This window comes from Streptomyces sp. cmx-4-9 (assembly GCF_046548835.1).
Taxonomy (GTDB): Bacteria; Actinomycetota; Actinomycetes; order Streptomycetales; family Streptomycetaceae; genus Streptomyces.
Genome location: NZ_JAEBEE010000001.1, coordinates 651265 through 666702, shown reverse-complemented (window position 1 = coordinate 666702; position 15438 = coordinate 651265). Strand labels below are relative to the sequence as shown.

General features: G+C 73.4%; 15 protein-coding genes. 12 read left to right on the top strand and 3 right to left on the bottom strand.

The features are described 5' to 3' along the window. Positions 1 to 17: 17 nt before the first annotated feature. Positions 18 to 941 carry an NADP-dependent oxidoreductase gene (locus ACLJTM_RS03180; RefSeq protein ID WP_411101764.1) on the bottom strand — a complete coding sequence of 308 codons (924 nt, stop codon included), beginning with the start codon at positions 939 to 941 and terminating at the stop codon, positions 18 to 20. Between the two features lie 126 nt (positions 942 to 1067). Here ACLJTM_RS03180 and ACLJTM_RS03175 point away from each other — a divergent pair, with 126 nt between their 5' ends. From ACLJTM_RS03175 to gatB, 11 genes are all read left to right on the top strand, one after another. Further along, the gene (locus tag ACLJTM_RS03175; RefSeq protein ID WP_411101763.1) at positions 1068 to 2120 is read left to right on the top strand and encodes a GlxA family transcriptional regulator; all 1053 of its coding nucleotides are present in this window, start codon (positions 1068 to 1070) and stop codon (positions 2118 to 2120) included. An 88-nt stretch (positions 2121 to 2208) separates the two neighbouring features. Continuing rightward, positions 2209 to 2352 carry a hypothetical protein gene (locus ACLJTM_RS03170; protein ID WP_411101762.1) on the top strand — a complete coding sequence of 48 codons (144 nt, stop codon included), beginning with the start codon at positions 2209 to 2211 and terminating at the stop codon, positions 2350 to 2352. 8 nt (positions 2353 to 2360) lie between these two features. Then, on the top strand, positions 2361 to 3281 hold the full coding sequence (locus ACLJTM_RS03165; RefSeq protein WP_411101761.1) for a hypothetical protein: 921 nt from the start codon (positions 2361 to 2363) through the stop codon (positions 3279 to 3281). A 19-nt stretch (positions 3282 to 3300) separates the two neighbouring features. After that, positions 3301 to 3990, top strand: a complete 690-nt coding sequence (locus ACLJTM_RS03160) for an SDR family oxidoreductase (protein ID WP_411101760.1) — start codon at positions 3301 to 3303, stop codon at positions 3988 to 3990. After that, entirely contained in the window at positions 3987 to 4970 is a 984-nt protein-coding gene (locus tag ACLJTM_RS03155) for a methionine synthase (RefSeq protein ID WP_411101759.1), read from the top strand. The genes ACLJTM_RS03160 and ACLJTM_RS03155 overlap by 4 nt, the downstream gene beginning before the upstream one ends. 30 nt (positions 4971 to 5000) lie before the next feature. Next, entirely contained in the window at positions 5001 to 7202 is a 2202-nt protein-coding gene (gene ligA / locus ACLJTM_RS03150) for an NAD-dependent DNA ligase LigA (protein WP_411101758.1), read from the top strand. A 389-nt stretch (positions 7203 to 7591) separates the two neighbouring features. Beyond that, positions 7592 to 9772, top strand: a complete 2181-nt coding sequence (locus ACLJTM_RS03145) for a putative bifunctional diguanylate cyclase/phosphodiesterase (protein ID WP_411101757.1) — start codon at positions 7592 to 7594, stop codon at positions 9770 to 9772. A 174-nt stretch (positions 9773 to 9946) separates the two neighbouring features. Continuing rightward, the gene (gene gatC / locus ACLJTM_RS03140) at positions 9947 to 10243 is read left to right on the top strand and encodes an Asp-tRNA(Asn)/Glu-tRNA(Gln) amidotransferase subunit GatC (protein ID WP_030010586.1); all 297 of its coding nucleotides are present in this window, start codon (positions 9947 to 9949) and stop codon (positions 10241 to 10243) included. 5 nt (positions 10244 to 10248) lie between these two features. Then, positions 10249 to 11748 carry an Asp-tRNA(Asn)/Glu-tRNA(Gln) amidotransferase subunit GatA gene (gene gatA, locus ACLJTM_RS03135; RefSeq protein WP_411101756.1) on the top strand — a complete coding sequence of 500 codons (1500 nt, stop codon included), beginning with the start codon at positions 10249 to 10251 and terminating at the stop codon, positions 11746 to 11748. Then, a complete protein-coding gene (locus ACLJTM_RS03130; protein ID WP_030708351.1) occupies positions 11745 to 11990 on the top strand; it encodes a hypothetical protein in 246 nt (81 codons plus the stop codon). Before gatA ends, ACLJTM_RS03130 begins: the two co-directional genes overlap by 4 nt. Positions 11991 to 12028: 38 nt before the next feature. Continuing rightward, entirely contained in the window at positions 12029 to 13522 is a 1494-nt protein-coding gene (gene gatB, locus ACLJTM_RS03125) for an Asp-tRNA(Asn)/Glu-tRNA(Gln) amidotransferase subunit GatB (protein ID WP_411102263.1), read from the top strand. A 100-nt stretch (positions 13523 to 13622) separates the two neighbouring features. On the opposite strand, the gene ACLJTM_RS03120 is transcribed toward gatB, so the two are convergent. Next, on the bottom strand, positions 13623 to 14123 hold the full coding sequence (locus ACLJTM_RS03120) for a DinB family protein (RefSeq protein ID WP_411101755.1): 501 nt from the start codon (positions 14121 to 14123) through the stop codon (positions 13623 to 13625). Positions 14124 to 14194: 71 nt separating this feature from the next. Next, complete coding sequence (locus ACLJTM_RS03115; protein ID WP_411102262.1) at positions 14195 to 14992, bottom strand: GNAT family N-acetyltransferase; 798 nt, start codon at positions 14990 to 14992, stop codon at positions 14195 to 14197. Positions 14993 to 15052: 60 nt separating this feature from the next. On the opposite strand from ACLJTM_RS03115, the gene ACLJTM_RS03110 reads away from it, so the two are divergent. After that, a complete protein-coding gene (locus ACLJTM_RS03110; protein ID WP_411101754.1) occupies positions 15053 to 15436 on the top strand; it encodes a signal peptidase I in 384 nt (127 codons plus the stop codon). The last annotated feature ends 2 nt before the right edge of the window (positions 15437 to 15438 follow it).

The following is a 15438-nucleotide window of genomic DNA, read 5'->3' as shown; positions in this document are numbered from 1 at the left end:
GGGCCGGCCGGGCCGGGTCAGGCCACCGTCAGGACGATCTTGCCGGTGGTGCGGCCCTGCTCGCCGATCTCGTGGGCCCGGGCCGCCTGCTCCAGCGGCAGCACCGTGTCCACCAGCGGCTTGAGCAGGCCCTGGTCGACCAGGGCCGCGATCTCTTCCAGGCCCTTCAGGTCGGGCTCCACCAGCAGCCAGACGGCGTGCACCCCGTCGGCGTCGGCCGGGACGCCGTCCGGGCCCGGCAGGGTCACCAGGTGTCCGCCCGGCTTGAGCACCTTCAGCGAGCGCTGCCCGTGGTCCCCGCCGACCGCGTCCAGCACCACGTCCACATCGCGGACGACGTCCTCGAAGTCCGTGGAGCGGTAGTCGACGACCTCGTCGGCGCCCAGCTCGCGCAGCAGGTCGTGCTTGCCCGCGCTGGCCGTGCCGATCACGTACGCCCCGCGCGCCTTGGCGATCTGCACCGCCAGGTGGCCGACGCCGCCGGCCGCCGCGTGCACCAGCACCCGCTGGCCGGCCGTGACGCCGGCGGTGTCCACCAGCGCCTGCCAGGCGGTCAGGGCCGCCAGCGGCAGCGCCGCCGCCTGCACGTGGTCGAGGGAGGCGGGCTTGCGGGCGAAGTGCCGGGCCGGCGCCACCACGTACTCGGCGTAGCCGGCCGCCTGCCGCGGGAAGAGCGGCATCCCGTACACCTCGTCGCCCGGGGCGTGGAGGGTGACGCCGGGGCCGGCCGCCTCGACCGTGCCCGAGACGTCCCAGCCCAGGACCGGGACCTCGCCCCAGGTGATCAGGCCGCCGCTGGCCCGGGTCTTCCAGTCGACCGGGTTCACGCCGGCGGCGTGGACGCGGACCAGGACCTCGCCCAGGCCCGGCTCGGGGCGTTCGATCTCCTGCTCGACCAGGTGCTCCGGGCCGCCCCACTCGTTCACGACGATCGCGCGCATCTCTGTCTGCCTCTTTCCCATCGGTCGGGGTCGCTTCCGGGCCCTTGCCCGGCGACGTCTCCAGACTCGGGCACCGGGCCCCCCGACGGTGTTGGCTGTTTGGCCACTATGTGACAGGATCTGGCCATGAGTGAGGCGCAGGAGCACAGCGGGCCCGCGGCCCGGTCCGGGAGCGGCGCGGGCGGCCGGCACCTGGTCGCGGTCCTGGCCCTGCCCGGCTTCCCGCCGTTCGAGACGGGCATCCCCTCCCGGGTCTTCGGCAGCGCCGTGGACGAGGCCGGCGAGGCCCTGTACGAGGTCGTGGTCTGCACCGCCGACGGCGGCCCCGTGGTCAGCGACGCCGGATTCACCATCCAGCCCGCCGCCGGACCCGAGGCGCTGGCCGCCGCGGACACCGTGATCATCCCGCCCACGCACGCCATGCCCGAGCTGGCCCGCGGCGGACCGCTGCCGCCCGAGGTGGCCGCAGCCGTCGCCGGCATCCGCCCCGGCGCCCGCCTGGTCTCGATCTGCACCGGGTCCTACGTGCTCGCGGCCGCCGGACTCCTCGACGACCGGCCCGCGACGACCCACTGGAACCTCGCTCCCGAGTTCCGGCGGGCCTACCCCCGGGTCCAGCTCGACGAGGACGTCCTCTTCGTCGACGACGGCGACATCCTGACCTCCGCCGGGGTGTCCGCGGGCGTCGACCTGTGCCTGCACCTGATCCGCCGCGACCACGGCGCGGCCGTCACCAACCGCGCCGCCCGCATGTGCGTGGTGCCCCCCTGGCGTGACGGGGGACAGGCCCAGTACATCGACCGGCCCGTGCCCGAGCCCACCGTCGCCACCACCACCGCCACCCGCGCCTGGGCCCTGGAACGGCTCGGCGAACCGCTCACCCTCGCGGAGCTCGCCGCCCACGCCAGGATGAGCCTGCGCACCTTCACCCGGCGCTTCCGCGACGAGGTCGGCATGACCCCGGTCCAATGGCTCACCGCCCAACGCCTGGAGACCGCACGCCAGTTGCTGGAATCCAGCGACCTGCCCGTCGACCTGGTCGCCCACCGCTCCGGCTTCGGCTCGGGCAACTCCCTGCGCCAGCACATGCGGACGAACCTGGGGACCTCCCCGATCGCCTACCGGCGCACCTTCCGCCCCCACGCCCCGGAGGGGGCGTCCGAGACCGTCCCGGCATGACCGCGGAGGTCATCGCCCCCGGCCGCCGCCTCGGGCAGGATGTGATCAACAGCCCGGTGGACCGGGAGGGTTGACAGGGGAGGAAGCCATGACCGTGTACGCCATCGCCCACGTCCGGCCCGGGACGGTGCACGAGGACGTCCTGCGCGGCATCGAGCGGACCCGGACCACCACGGACCCCTCCGGGGGCCGCTCCCTCGTGCACGGCGAGCGCGAGGCCGAGGGCCTCTGATGTACCCCGTGGCCTACGCACTGGGCGGGCCGCAGGGCTACCGGTACGGACGCGACCCCTGGGGGGCCATCGGACTGGACCTCGACCTGATGGCCGGACCGGACGTCCTCCTGCCGCTCCTGCACCGCCTGGGCGCCGCCCCCGGTCCGGACGGCTGGTACCCGGACGACGAGGCCCACGGCGGCGCCGTCGTCGACCCCGACCGCAAGGTCCTGCTGTTCTTCGCGTGGGACGCGCCGTCCGCCTCCGCACCCACCCGCGCCGCCGCCCTCGCCCTCCTGCGCGGTGCCTGGCCCGGCTGGGACGTGCGCTGGTCCTACGCCGGCCAGACCGGCCTGCGCGGCTACCTCGGCCTGGACCCCGAGCAGGACCTCAGCGGGCCGATCGGCTCCTTCGTGTGCCCGGCGCCGGGCCTCGCCGGAGCCCCGGCCGCCGTGGCCACCGTCGGCCCGGACCGCTGCCACGTCCTCGACGGCGTCAACGAGCACCCCGTCACCGAGGGGCCCGCCCTGCTGGAGCGGCTGCGCTCGGTGCCCCGCCACCTCACCTACGGCGGCCATGCGGACGCCGGGATCCACGTCGACCCGCAGCGCCGCCGGGTCGGCTGGTGGCTCACCGGCGCCCAGGAGCACGCCGAACGGGTGCCCGCGCGCTGGCCCGGCTGGACCGTGGAGTTCTGGGAGGACCGCTGGAGCGAGCACGCCCGGGCCGCCCCCGGCCGCTTCCTGGCGCCCGCGCCGGACCCCGCAGCCGCACTGGCCGGAGTACGGGACTGGGCCCTGGACCGGTACGCGCCGCCCGCGGCCGGGGAGCGGGCCGCGCCCTGCGCCCTGGTCGGGCTGGGGCATCCGCCGCCGGTCACGGCGGGGCTCGCCGCCGCCGCCCGGGAGACGATCGGGGCGGCGTACCGCGCGGCCGGCGGCTGCTGACGGGTGCGAGCATGGGGCCATGGCTACTCACCTGATCACCGGTGCCGGTTCCGGCATCGGGGCGGCCGTCGCGGCCCGCCTGCACGCCCGCGGCGACGACCTCGTCCTCCTGGCCCGCGACGCCGGCCGCGCCCGGCAGCTCGTCGAGCGCTACCCCGGCGCCCGCACGCTCGTCGGCGACCTCGCCGACCCCGACCGGCTCTCGTGGGCCTTCTCGAAGCAGCCGGTCCCCGAGCGCATCGACTCGCTCCTGCACATCGCAGGGATCGTCGACCTCGGACCCGTCGGCGAGCTGCGCCCCAAGACCTGGCACCAGCAGCTCAACGTGAACCTGATCGCCCCCGCCGAGGTCACCCGCCTGCTGCTGCCCACCCTGCGGGCCTCGCGGGCCACCGTGGTCTTCGTGAACTCCGGCGCCGGTCTCCAGGCCCACGCCGACTGGAGCGCGTACGCCGCCTCCAAGCACGGGCTGAAGGCCCTCGCCGACGCGCTGCGCGCCGAGGAGAAGCCGCACGGGATCCGCGTCACCTCCGTGTACCCGGGCCGCACCGCCAGCCCCATGCAGGCCAAGGTGCACTCCCAGGAGGGCAGGGAGTACGACCCCGCGCAGTGGATCGACCCCGAGTCGGTGGCCACCACGGTCGTCATGGCCGTGGACCTGCCCCGCGACGCCGAGGTCAACGACCTGAGCGTCAGGCCCGGCCGATGAGCACGGGAGCCACCGCGATCGGCTCGCTGCCCGGCGGCGACGCCCGGGAGGCGGCCAAGACCGTGACCGGGTCCTTCGAGGAGTTCCCGTACCTGGCCGAGCTGCCCGCCCGGGGGCCAGGGGCCGACATGATCGGCCGCTCCCTCGGACTGCTGGTCGAGATGTACGCCCACGTCGAGCCCAGCGGCTGGCGGATCAGCGACCGCCCCGGACGCGACACCCGCCGGGCCCGGTCCTGGCTCGGTGAGGACCTGGACGCCCTGGAGGAGTTCACCCAGGGCTACACGGGCCGCCTCAAGGTGCAGGCCGTCGGCCCGTGGACGCTGGCCGCCGCCCTGGAGCTGCACGGCGGCGAGGCGGTGCTGCAGGACCCGGGCGCCTGCCGGGACCTGGCCGGCTCGCTCGCCGAAGGGCTGCGCGGGCACCTGGCCGACGTCCGCAGGCGGATCCCCGGCGCCGAGGTGGTCCTCCAGTTCGACGAGCCCTCGCTGACCGCCGTCCTGCTGGGCCGGGTCCGGTCCGCCAGCGGCTACCGCACCTACCGCGCCGTGGACCGGCAGGTGGTGGAAGGCACCCTCCGCGAGCTCTTCGCCGTCCACGACGGAGAGGTCGTCGTGCACTCCTGCGCGCCCGAGGTGCCCTTCGGTCTGCTGCGCAGGGCCGGGGCCTCGGGCATCTCGTTCGATTTTTCGCTGCTCACCGAGCGCGAGGACGACGCCGTCGGCGAAGCCGTCGAGGGCGGCACGAAACTCTTCGCCGGAGTGGTGCCCGGCACCGACGGCCCGTTGTCGGACCCTGCCGGTAGCGTCATGGGTGTCAGGAAGCTCTGGCGCAGGCTGGGGCTGGCCCCGGGGACTCTGGCGGAGTCCGTCGTGGTCACCCCGTCGTGCGGTCTGGCGGGTGCTTCGCCCGCTTATGCCCGCGCGGTGCAGGCGCACTGCGTCAGGGCGGCGAGGTCGCTCGCCGACAACCCTGAGTGACGGTCGGGACGGGCCACGGGAGGACACGGCATGGCAGCCGAACAGCAGGACACGGCAGTACCGGCGGCGGTGCGCGAGCAGCACGCGCTCGTGGCCGAGCAGGTCGAGGAGCACCGCTTCCGGTACTACGTGAACGACCAGCCGGTCGTCAGCGACGCCGAGTTCGACATGCTGCTGCGCTCGCTGGAGGCGCTGGAGGAGCAGTACCCGCAACTGCGCACGCCCGACTCGCCCACCCAGAAGGTGGCCGGGGCGTATGCGACGGACTTCGCCGCCGTCGTGCACCGCGAGCGGATGCTCTCCCTCGACAACGCCTTCGACGACGAGGAACTCGCCGCCTGGGCCGAGCGGGTGGCCCGTGACGTCAACACCTCCGACTACCACTACCTGTGCGAGCTCAAGGTGGACGGCCTCGCCGTCAACCTCACCTACGAGAACGGGCGCCTGACCCGCGCCGCCACCCGCGGCGACGGCCGCACCGGTGAGGACATCACGCCCAACGTCCGCACGATCGCCGAGATCCCGGACCGGCTCCGGGGGGACCGGATTCCGGCGCTCGTCGAGATCCGCGGCGAGGTGTACTTCCCGATGGAAGCCTTCGAGGAGCTCAACGCCCGCCTCGTCGAGGCCGAGGGCAAGCCCTTCGCCAACCCGCGCAACGCGGCGGCCGGTTCGCTGCGCCAGAAGGACCCGAAGGTCACCGCGAGCCGACCGCTGCACATGGTCGTCCACGGCATCGGCGCCCGTGAGGGCTTCGACATCGACCGCCAGTCCCAGGCGTACGAGCTCCTGCACGAGTGGGGCCTGCCCACCGCCCGGCACAACAAGGTGCTCTCCACCCTCGACGAGGTCCGCGCGTTCATCTCCCACTTCGGCGAGAACCGCCACTCGGTGGAGCACGAGATCGACGGCGTGGTCGTCAAGCTCGACGAGGTCTCCCTCCAGGGCCGGCTCGGCTCCACCGCCCGCGCCCCGCGCTGGGCCATCGCCTGGAAGTACGCCCCCGAAGAGGTCAACACCAAGCTCATCGACATCAAGGTCGGCGTCGGGCGCACCGGGCGGGTGACCCCGTACGCCCAGGTGGAGCCGGTGACCGTGGCCGGATCCGAGGTCGAGTTCGCGACGCTGCACAACCAGGAGGTCGTCAAGGCCAAGGGCGTCCTCATCGGGGACACCGTCGTCCTGCGCAAGGCCGGCGACGTCATCCCCGAGATCCTCGGCCCCGTCGTGGACCTGCGGGACGGCACCGAGCGGCCCTTCGCGATGCCGTCCGAGTGCCCCGCGTGCGGGACGGCGCTGCGGCCCATGAAGGAGGGGGACATCGACGTCCGGTGCCCCAACGCGCAGACCTGCCCCGCCCAGTTGCGCGAGCGCCTCTTCTACCTCGGCGGTCGGCAGAGCCTGGACATCGAGAACTTCGGCATGGTGGCTGCGGCCGCCCTGACCGCCCCGCTGGAGCCCGCCCGGCCGCCGCTCCTCGACGAGGGCGACCTGTTCAACCTGACCATCGAGGACCTGCTGCCCATCAAGGCGTACGTCCTGGACCCGGACAGCGGGCTGCCCAAGCGGGACCCGAAGACGGGCGAGGAGAAGATCGTCACGGTCTTCGCCAACCAGAAGGGCGAGCCGAAGAAGAACGCCCTCGCCATGCTGGAGAACATCGCCGCCGCCAAGGAGCGCCCGCTCGCCCGCATCGTCAACGGGCTGTCGATCCGCCATGTCGGCCCGGTCGCGGCCGAGGCCCTGGCCCGCGAGTTCCGTTCGATCGACGCGATCCGCAACGCCACCGAGGAGGAGCTGACGGCCACCGACGGGGTCGGCGCCATCATCGCGGCCTCCCTCAAGGAGTGGTTCGCCGAGCCGTGGCACGAGGAGATCCTGCGCAAGTGGCGGGAGGCGGGCGTCCGGATGGAGGAGGAGGGCTCCGCCGAGGACCAGGGGCCGCGGCCCCTGGAGGGCCTGACCGTCGTCGTCACCGGCACCCTGCAGAACCACACCCGGGACGGGGCCAAGGAGGCCCTGCAGAGCCGCGGGGCCAAGGTCACCGGCTCCGTGTCGAAGAAGACCTCCTTCGTCGTGGTGGGCGACAACCCCGGGTCCAAGTACGACAAGGCGGTGCAGCTGAAGCTCGCCGTCCTCGACGACGCCGGTTTCGCCGTGCTGCTCGAAGAGGGGCCGGACGCGGCGCGCGAGGCGGCGCTTCCGGTGGACGGTGCACCCGCGGGGGAGTAGTAGCCCCGCGAGGGGAAGCCCTGCGCAGGAGCGGCCGGGGTGAACGGATGCGTGGCGTGCGGCCGTACGGGCGGGCGCACGCCAGGCGCGGTGGCCGGTGGTAAACGGCTGGTACAGGGCTGGTCGCAGGGCGGTGACCTGTCGGATCATCGGTCGGGTGACAGCGGGGTCCTGGTCCGGACTCACCCGTTCGGCGGATACCGTACTGATGAGGATGGCCGGGTCGCATTCGGGCAACCGCCGCCGACCGCTGCCCCTGGGACCCTCCTGCGTCCTACTGTTGAGGGGTGCGCCCGTCGTGCACGGCTGCGTGGTGCGATTCCAGCCGTGAGGGCATGACACCGGGGCCATCGCGTGACACGGCATCGCCGGCTCTGAGAGGGACGGGCATGAAACCCACCGAAAGCGCCGACCCGTCACCCGAGTTCGGCGGGAAACCCCCGCCCCTGCGGACGGGCCCGTTCGCCCTCCCGGGTGCCAGGACCCCGCAGGCCGGGCCGACCGCACCCGGCGCGGGCGGGGCAAAGCGCCCCACCGCGCTGCCCTTCGTCCTCGTGGGCCTGGCCGTCGCCGTGCTCGCCGCGGGCATCGCCGCCGCACTGATGGACCGTCATGCCCTGTTCCCCGGCGGGTCGGTGGGCTGGGCACTCGCCCTCCTCACCGGGGTCATCGTCGGCCACCTCGTCGCGCTCGGCCGCGACCGCTGGTGGGGCGGCACCGGATCGGGCACCACCTTGACCCTCGGCGTCCTGCTCCTCTACGGATGGGTGCCCGCCGGGCTCGTCTCGCTGGCCGTGGTCTCCCTCGTCGGCGCCGCGCGCAGGCACCGCTGGCGGCAGGGGCTGCTGCACGGCTCCGTCGACATCCTCGGCATCGGCGCGGGCGCCCTCGTCCTCGCCGCCTTCGGGCAGGCGCCGACCGTCGAGGACCCCTGGCGACCCGCAGGCTGGAGCCTTGCAGCCGTCCCCGAGATCGTCCTGGTGGCCGTGGCCTACCTGCTCGTCACCCGCGCCCTGCTGTGGCTGGCGACGTCCGCGCGCGGCAGCGGCCTGCCCACCGTGGCCCGTACGGCCCTGCTCCGGCAGGCCCTGGTGGCCGTCGCCCTGCTCGGCATCGCCCCCCTGATCTGCGTGGTCGCCGTCGCCCAGCCCGTCCTGCTGCCGCTGTTCGCCGTACCGCTGATCGCACTGGACTCCACCCTGTGGATCGCCCGCGCCCGCGCCGAGGAGCAGCTGCGCGACCCGCTGACCGGGCTGCCGAACCGGCAGTGGCTGCTGGAACGGGCCTGGAGCGCCCTGGACGAGGCCGAACGCTCCGGCACCCGCTCCGCCCTCGTACTCATCGACCTGGACCGCTTCCGGGCCGTCAACGACACCCTGGGCCACCTCGCCGGCGACCGGCTGCTGCTCCAGATCGCCGACCGGCTGCGCCAGGCCCTGCCCCCGGACGCCGAGGCGGCCCGGCTCGGCGGCGACGAGTTCGCCGTCCTGCTCCCCGTCGCCGACTCCACCACCAGCGCCCAGCGGGTCGCCCGCCACCTCGTCGCGGAACTCAGCTCCCCGCTGGACCTGGACGGGCTGACCCTCGTCCTGGAGGCCAGCGCGGGCCTCGCCGTCTTCCCCGACCACGCCCTCGACGCGGAGGGGCTGCTGCGCCGCGCCGACGTGGCGATGTACCAGGCCAAACGGGACCGCACCGGCGTGGAGGTGTACGAGTCCAAGCGGGACAGCAACACCCCCGACCGGCTCGGCCTCCTCGGCGACCTCCGCCGGGCCCTGGACGCCGGCGAAGTGGAGCTCCACTACCAGCCCAAGGTGCGCTTCGACGGCCAGGTCGCCGGGCTGGAGGCGCTGGTGCGCTGGGTCCACCCGGAGCGCGGCCGGGTGCCGCCGGACGAGTTCATCGCCATCGCCGAGACCTCCGGGCTGATGCCCCACCTGACCGAGTACGTCCTGGAGACCGCCCTCGCCCAGGTCGCGCGGTGGCGGGCCCAGGGCCTGAAGGTCCCCGTCGCCGTCAACGTCTCACCGCGCGACGTCCACACCCCCGGTTTCGCCGGCGCGGTGGCCGCCCGGCTGGCCCGGCACGGGGTGCCGGCGAGCGGCCTCCAGCTGGAGATCACCGAACACGTGCTCCTGGAGGACCCGCAGCGGGCGGCCGACACCATGGCCGGCCTCACCGGACACGGCGTGAAGATGTCCCTGGACGACTTCGGCACCGGCTACTCCTCCCTGGTCCACTTGCGCCGCCTGCCGGTCAGCGAGCTGAAGATCGACCGGTCCTTCGTCGGCCGCCTCGCGGTCGACGCCCAGGACGCGGAGATCGTCCGCTGCACGGTGGACCTCGCCCACTCGCTGGGACTGCTGGTCGTGGCGGAGGGCGTCGAGGACGACGAGACCTGGGAGCGCCTGCGCGACCTGGGCTGCGACGCCGTACAGGGCTGGCTGGTCGCCGCCGCGATGCCGCCGCAGGAGGCCACCGCCTGGCTGCTGGCCCGCGGCGAACGCGGCTGGCGCCGCCCGGCGGACATCACCGCCGAACTGGCGGCGGCCGAGGCCGACGCCGTCTGACGGGCCCCGCGCGAGGGCTCCGCCGGGCCGCCCGGGAGGGCTCCGCCGGACCGCCCCGGCGGGAGCCCCGCCGCCGCGCGCCGCCGTCACGGCAAACCGTTTCACGGGTGGGGCGCCCGTCCCCCTAGGATTGGGCCCGAAACCACACGTCCACCCACCCCAGAGGATCGCTGCATGCCTGGCATTACGCGCGAGGAGGTCGTCCACCTCGCTCGGCTGGCGCGCCTTGAGCTGTCCAGCAACGAGCTGGATCACTTCGCCGGACAGCTCGGCGACATCATCGGCGCGGTCGCCCGTGTCTCCGAGGTCGCCGACCAAGACGTCCCGCCGACCTCCCACCCGCTGCCGCTGACGAACGTCATGCGCGCCGACGAGGTCCGTCCCTCGCTCACCCCCGAGCAGGCGCTCTCCGGCGCTCCCGCCCAGGAGCAGCAGCGATTCAAGGTGCCGCAGATCCTGGGGGAGGACTAACCACCATGGCTGACACCCACATCATCAAGCTCACGGCCGCCGAGACCGCCGAGAAGATCGCCTCCGGCGAGCTGACGGCCGTCGAGGTCACCGAGGCCCACCTGGCCCGCATCGACGCGACCGACGAGAAGGTCCACGCCTTCCTGCACGTCGACCGCGACGGGGCGCTGGCCCAGGCCCGCGCCGTCGACGCCAAGCGCGCGGCCGGCGAGAAGCTCGGCCCGCTGGCCGGCGTACCGCTCGCCCTCAAGGACATCTTCACCACCGTCGGCATCCCGACCACCGTGGGCTCGAAGATCCTCGAAGGCTGGATCCCGCCCTACGACGCCACGCTGACGCGCCGCCTCAAGGAAGCCGACGTCGTCATCCTCGGCAAGACCAACATGGACGAGTTCGCCATGGGGTCCTCCACCGAGAACAGCGCCTACGGCCCCACCGGCAACCCCTGGGACCTCACCCGGATTCCCGGCGGCTCCGGCGGCGGCTCCGCGGCCGCGCTGGCCGCGTACCAGGCGCCCCTCGCCATCGGCACGGACACCGGCGGCTCCATCCGCCAGCCCGCCGCCGTCACCGGCACCGTCGGCGTCAAGCCCACCTACGGCGGCGTCTCCCGCTACGGCATGGTCGCCTTCTCCTCCTCCCTCGACCAGGGCGGGCCCTGCGCCCGCACGGTCCTGGACGCGGCGCTGCTGCACGAGGTCATCGCCGGCCACGACCCGCTCGACTCCACCTCCATCGACGCCCCGGTCCCGCCGGTCGTCGAGGCCGCCCGCAACGGCTCCGTCGCCGGCATGCGCATCGGTGTGGTCAAGCAGTTCGCCGGCGAGGGCTACCAGGCCGGCGTCGTCCAGCGCTTCAACGAGTCCGTGGAGCTCCTCAAGGAGCTCGGCGCCGAGATCGTCGAGCTGGACTGCCCCTCCTTCGACCTCGCGATGGCCGCGTACTACCTGATCGCGCCGTCCGAGTGCTCCTCCAACCTGGCCCGTTTCGACGCCATGCGCTACGGCCTGCGCGTCGGCGACGACGGCACCAGGTCCGCCGAGGACGTCACCGCACTGACCCGCGAAGCCGGCTTCGGCGACGAGGTCAAGCGCCGCGTCATCCTCGGCACGTACGCGCTCAGCTCCGGCTACTACGACGCGTACTACGGCTCCGCCCAGAAGGTCCGCACGCTCATCACGAAAGACTTCGAGAAGTCCTTCGAGCAGGTAGACGTGATCGTCTCCCCGACGACCCCGACCACCGCCTTCCCGATCGGTGAGCGCACCGACGACCCGCTGGCGATGTACCTCGCGGACCTGTGCACCATCCCGACCAACCTGGCCGGCAACTCCGCCATGTCGCTCCCCTGCGGCCTGGCCCCGGAGGACGGTCTGCCGGTCGGACTGCAGATCATCGCCCCGGCGATGAAGGACGACCGGCTGTACAAGGTCGGCGCGGCCGTCGAGGCCGCCTTCGTCGCCCGCTGGGGTCACCCGCTGCTTGAGGAGGCACCGTCGCTGTGAGCACCAGTGCACTGTCCAAGGCCAAGGGCTTCAAGAAGTCCAAGACCGGCACCTACCTGTCGATCGGCACCACCGCCTTCGGCGCCATCAGCGTGATCAAGCAGGTCAGGAAGGCCCGCAGCGAGAACGACATGCTGAAGCTGGTCGACGCCGCCGTGTCCGCCGCCGCCATCGTCACCGGCCTCGCGATCCTGTACCGCGAGCTGAAGCGCCTGGGCGACGACGACGTCCTGCTGGGCTGAGAGGGAAAAGTTTCACCGTGACCACCTTCACCGAACTGATGTCGTACGAGGACGCTCTCGCCTCGTTCGACCCCGTCATGGGCCTTGAGGTCCATGTCGAGCTCGGCACCAGGACCAAGATGTTCTGCGGCTGCTCCACCGAGCTGGGCGCCGAGCCCAACTCGCAGACCTGCCCGACCTGCCTCGGCCTGCCGGGCTCCCTGCCGGTCGTCAACGCGATCGGCGTCGAGTCCGCCATCAAGATCGGCCTCGCGCTGAACTGCGAGATCGCCGAGTGGTGCCGCTTCGCCCGGAAGAACTACTTCTATCCGGACATGCCGAAGAACTTCCAGACCTCCCAGTACGACGAGCCCATCGCCTTCAACGGCTTCCTGGACGTCCAGCTGGAGGACGGCGAGATCTTCCGCGTGGAGATCGAGCGCGCCCACATGGAGGAGGACACCGGCAAGTCGCTGCACGTCGGCGGCGCCACCGGCCGCATCCACGGCGCGTCCCACTCACTGCTGGACTACAACCGCGCCGGCATCCCGCTCATCGAGATCGTCACCAAGCCCATCGAGGGCGCCGGCGCGCGGGCCCCCGAGGTCGCCAAGGCGTACGTGGCCGAGCTGCGCGAGGTCATCAAGGCGCTCGGCGTCTCCGAAGCCCGCATGGACAAGGGCCAGATGCGCTGCGACGTGAACCTGTCGCTGCGCCCCAGCCCCGAGGCGCCCTTCGGCACCCGTTCGGAGACCAAGAACGTCAACTCGCTGCGCTCCGTCGAGCGCGCCGCCCGCTTCGAGATCCAGCGGCACGCCGCGGTGCTCACCTCGGGCGGCTCCATCGTCCAGGAGACCCGGCACTTCCACGAGGAGGACGGCTCCACCACGGCCGGCCGCATCAAGGACAACGCCGAGGACTACCGGTACTTCCCGGAGCCCGACCTGGTCCCCGTCGCCCCGGCCCGCGCCTGGGTCGAGGAACTGCGCGGCGGCCTGCCCGAGATGCCGCGCGTGCGCCGCAACCGGCTCCGCGAGGACTGGGGCGTCACCGAGCACGACATGCAGTCGATCCTCAACGCGGGCGCGGTGGACTCCATCGTCGCCACGATCGAGGCCGGCGCCGACTCGGCGGCCGCCCGCAAGTGGTGGATGGGCGAGCTGGCGCGCAACGCCAACGAGCAGGGCGTCGTCGTCGACGAGCTGCCCATCACCCCGGCCCAGGTGGCCCGGGTCGCGGCGCTCGTCGCGGCCGGCGAACTCAACGACAAGCTGGCCCGCCAGGTCCTCGAAGGCGTCCTCGCCGGCGAGGGCGGTCCGGACGAGGTCGTCGAGAAGCGCGGCCTGAAGGTGGTCTCCGACGAGGGCGCGCTCGGCGCGGCCGTGGACGAGGCCATCGCGGGCAACGCGGCCATCGCGGACAAGATCCGCGGCGGCAAGGTCGCCGCCGTCGGCGCGCTGGTCGGCGCGGTCATGAAGACCACCCGCGGCCAGGCCGACGCCGCGCGCGTCAAGGAGCTCATCCTGGAGCGCCTGGGCGTCACCGAGGGCTGATCCCGCAGCACAGGACGGCGAGGGGCCGTGCCCGGGGAGACCCGGGCACGGCCCCTCGCCCGTGCCCGGCCTCGCCGGGCACGGCGCGGCGGTCACCGCACTAGGCTCCGGTGGTTCCGTCGATCGCCTCGCGCAGGAAGTCCGCGTGCCCGTTGTGCCGGGCGTACTCGTGGATGAGGTGCAGCATCACCACCCGCAGCGAGGCCTCCCTCTCCCAGCGCGGTACGAAAGCCGTCACGTCCAGGGACGCGGCCGCGGCCTCGACCCGGCGGGCCTCGGCCACCTCGGCCTCCCAGGCGGCGAACGCCTCCGCGCGGGTGGAGCCGGAGGCGTCGTAGGCGGCCTGGAAGTCGTGGTCGTCCGACCACAGGTGCGGCAGGTCCTCGCCGTCCAGGACGCGTCGGAACCAGTGCCGCTCCACCTCCGCCATGTGCCGGACCAGGCCCAGCAGGGTCAGCGTCGAGGGCGGCGACGCCGCGCGCCGCAGCTGCTCGTCGGTCAGGCCCTCGCACTTCCAGGCGAGGGTGGCCCGGTGGAAGTCGAGGTAGGCGCGCAGGGTCTCGCGTTCGGTGCCGGTGAGCGGCGGTCCGGTGCGTTCCATCGGAAGGTCCTTGTCGTTCGGCGCGTGGCGCGCACAGGGGGGCGGGGGTCCGAGACCGCCCGTCGGGTCGGTTACGGAGCGGTCCACACGTACGGGGTCGTCACGCCGAGGACGCCGAAGCCGAGGCGTTCCAGGATCGGACGGCTGTCCTCGGACGCGTCCACCTGGAGGTAAGGGATGCCGCGTGCGGCCGCGATGCGCGCCCGGTGCGCGACCAGCAGCCGGTAGATGCCCCTGCCCCGCCACTGCGGGAGCGTGCCGCCGCCCCAGAGGCCGGCGAAGGAGGCGCCCGGCGGCATCTCCATCCGGGCTGCGCTCACCGGGGTGTCGCCCGCCATCGCGAGGACCGCGGCGATGGTCCCGGGCCGGTGCGTGAGGAGGCTGAGGACCTGCTCCGCGATGTGCGGGCTCCTGCGGCCGAAGGCCCCCGCGTGGACCTGCTCCATGAGGTCCACCCCCGCCGCGTCGGTGACCACCCGCAGCGTGATCCCCTCCGGCGGCTCCACCGGCGGCCCCGCCAGATCGGCCGCCCGCGCCACCATCAGCGTCTCGGCCGGCTCGGGGACGAGACCGGCCGCCCGCAGCCGCTGCCCGAGGTCGGCCGGACGGTCGTGCGCGTACAGCTTCCACTCGAAGCCGCGGGGGCCCCCGCGGCCGGCGAAGTGCGCCAGCTGCGCCGCGATCTCGGCGTCCGCGTCCTCTTCGCCGAGGTCCGACCACAGGACGGTGTTCCCGCCGGCTCCGGGGGCCGTCTGCCGCACGACCGCGCCCACCCGCTCCACCCGGGCCCCCTCGGCGTCGGGTTGCGCGCCGCGGCGCATCTCGGCGTCGTAGCGCTCCCGTATCCTCAGCAGCTCGTCTGCGCGCATCGTCATCGGCCCAGCTGACAGGGTCCGGACCGGCTGCACAACTGCATTAGCCTCACCTGCGTGAACGACGACTCCACCATCTACACCGGCAAGGCCGGCCCCGACGCCGCCGCCGACCGCGGCTGGCTCCTCGGCCACTTCAAGGATCCCGGCGACCCCCGCCACAGCGAGGACGTGGAGATCAAATGGGGGGTCCATCCGAAGGGCGACGCCCGGGAGCGCTGGGCGACGGGAGAGCGGCGCACCGCGCTGCTGGTGCTCATCAGCGGACGCTTCCGGCTGGAGTTCCCCGGACGGACCGTGGTCCTCGCCGAACAGGGGGACTACGTCCTGTGGGGACGCGGCGTCGACCACTCCTGGTACGCGGAGGAGGAGGCGGTGGTCCTCACCGTCCGCTGGCCCTCCGTCCCGGGCTACCGGGCCGATCAGCCCGAGCAGCCCTGACG

Bases quoted from the DNA above. Each gene is read 5' to 3' on its own strand.
- ACLJTM_RS03160 (WP_411101760.1), top strand. From the start codon at position 3,301: ATGGCTACTCACCTGATCACCGGTGCCGGTTCCGGCATCGGGGCGGCC.
- ACLJTM_RS03180 (WP_411101764.1), bottom strand. From the start codon at position 941: ATGCGCGCGATCGTCGTGAACGAGTGGGGCGGCCCGGAGCACCTGGTC.
- ACLJTM_RS03120 (WP_411101755.1), bottom strand. From the start codon at position 14,123: ATGGAACGCACCGGACCGCCGCTCACCGGCACCGAACGCGAGACCCTG.
- ligA (WP_411101758.1), top strand. From the start codon at position 5,001: ATGGCAGCCGAACAGCAGGACACGGCAGTACCGGCGGCGGTGCGCGAG.
- gatC (WP_030010586.1), top strand. From the start codon at position 9,947: ATGCCTGGCATTACGCGCGAGGAGGTCGTCCACCTCGCTCGGCTGGCG.
- gatB (WP_411102263.1), top strand. From the start codon at position 12,029: ATGTCGTACGAGGACGCTCTCGCCTCGTTCGACCCCGTCATGGGCCTT.
- ACLJTM_RS03175 (WP_411101763.1), top strand. From the start codon at position 1,068: ATGAGTGAGGCGCAGGAGCACAGCGGGCCCGCGGCCCGGTCCGGGAGC.
- ACLJTM_RS03155 (WP_411101759.1), top strand. From the start codon at position 3,987: ATGAGCACGGGAGCCACCGCGATCGGCTCGCTGCCCGGCGGCGACGCC.
- ACLJTM_RS03145 (WP_411101757.1), top strand. From the start codon at position 7,592: ATGAAACCCACCGAAAGCGCCGACCCGTCACCCGAGTTCGGCGGGAAA.
- ACLJTM_RS03115 (WP_411102262.1), bottom strand. From the start codon at position 14,992: ATGCGCGCAGACGAGCTGCTGAGGATACGGGAGCGCTACGACGCCGAG.
- ACLJTM_RS03170 (WP_411101762.1), top strand. From the start codon at position 2,209: ATGACCGTGTACGCCATCGCCCACGTCCGGCCCGGGACGGTGCACGAG.
- gatA (WP_411101756.1), top strand. From the start codon at position 10,249: ATGGCTGACACCCACATCATCAAGCTCACGGCCGCCGAGACCGCCGAG.